The organism is Shewanella sp. 10N.286.51.B7 (assembly GCF_002873615.1).
Taxonomy (GTDB): domain Bacteria; phylum Pseudomonadota; class Gammaproteobacteria; order Enterobacterales; family Shewanellaceae; genus Shewanella; species Shewanella electrodiphila.
Window position 1 is genome coordinate 1 of sequence record NZ_MCUF01000088.1, and the last position, 1,333, is coordinate 1,333.

Annotated in this window: 1 protein-coding gene and 1 pseudogene; one reads left to right on the top strand and one right to left on the bottom strand. The window is 39.5% G+C overall.

All coding sequences use genetic code 11. The annotated features are described in order from the left end of the window. Positions 1–103 precede the first annotated feature (103 nt). Positions 104–742: pseudogene (locus tag BCU84_RS19965) on the top strand (trimeric intracellular cation channel family protein). A gap of 198 nt (positions 743–940) precedes the next feature. Here the strand turns inward: BCU84_RS19965 and BCU84_RS21065 are convergent. After that, positions 941–1,333, bottom strand: a 393-nt coding sequence (locus tag BCU84_RS21065; protein WP_277868768.1) for a heavy metal-binding domain-containing protein, incomplete at its 5' end; no start/stop codon positions are given.

The following is a 1,333-nucleotide window of genomic DNA, read 5'->3' on the forward strand; positions in this document are numbered from 1 at the left end:
TTTATGGATTAAAAAAAATAATGTGAAAAAACAATTTTTGTATCTGTATTTTTTACATGAATAGGCGCAAAATCTGCTCTATTTTTATTAGTCAGTACATTTTATGTTAGAAGTTAAAGTTATCAGTGCTTTATGGCTCATAGGCATATTAGCAGAGGCGATGACTGGCGCGTTAGCCGCCGGTAAAAAACAAATGGATCTGTTTGGTGTGGTGATTATTGGTTGCGTAACGGCAATAGGTGGTGGCACCTTACGGGATATGTTGCTCGGTAACTAACCAATTATATGGATTGAAAATGTACACTATTTGTTGGCCATCGCAGGTGCCTCATTACTTACTGTGATGATAGCGCCGCTAATGCGCTACTTAGCAAGATTGTTTTTGGCAATTGATGCTATTGGTCTCGCTGTATTCTCAATTGTAGGTGCACAGAAAACTTTAATGCTTGGATATAGCGCAGAAATAGCGATTGTAATGGGCGTTGTGACAGGTGTTTTCGGCGGCGTTATTCGAGATATTTTATGTAATCAAGTGCCGCTAATTTTTAAGAAAGAACTATACGCAATCGTCGCTTTATTAACGGCAACCTTGTACGTGGTTATGAAGTTTACTGGGGTTGTTGAATGGATAAGCCTGACTGTTGCTGTGACTTTTGGTTTTAGTTTTAGAATGTTGGCTATTCGATATCAATGGTCGATGCCAAAGTTTGATTATCAAAATCAGTCTGACAGTTTGCATTGAACAAATAAATAGCAACTGATAATCGTTGAGATTCGTTTGAATTGCAGATGTTTGTTATCAAGCTTATCATAGGTAGTGCTAATCATATCAAATATTAAACCACGCTTTAGCATGCTAAAACGTGGTTTTTGTAGAGCAGAATTTTCGAAAGTGCGGCTTCTTACTCTTGTTTTTCCTCTTGTATCTTACTCTTGTTTCTTAATCGTGTGACTGGGCGCTTGAGCTAGTAGCTATTGGCATTAAATCCATGCCGCAATTTGGACATGTATCGCCAGCAATACCTGTAATCTCAGCGTTCATAGGGCAAGCGTGTGTATGCTTGGCGCTAGCATGCTCTTTATGTGAATAGTCTTTATGTGCGTGGTCGCCTTTTTTAGCGCACCCTTTGCACCCTTTGCAGTTTTCGGATTTGGCTTTGTTAGCACACTTGTCGCATTTGCCTTCACCTTTACAGTTTTCGCATTTGGCTTTGTTAGCACACTTGTCGCATTTGCCTTCACCTTTACAGTTTTCGCATTTGGCTTGGTTAGCGCACTTGTCGCATTTTCCTTCACCTTTACAGTTTTCGCATTTGGCTTTGTTAGCACATTT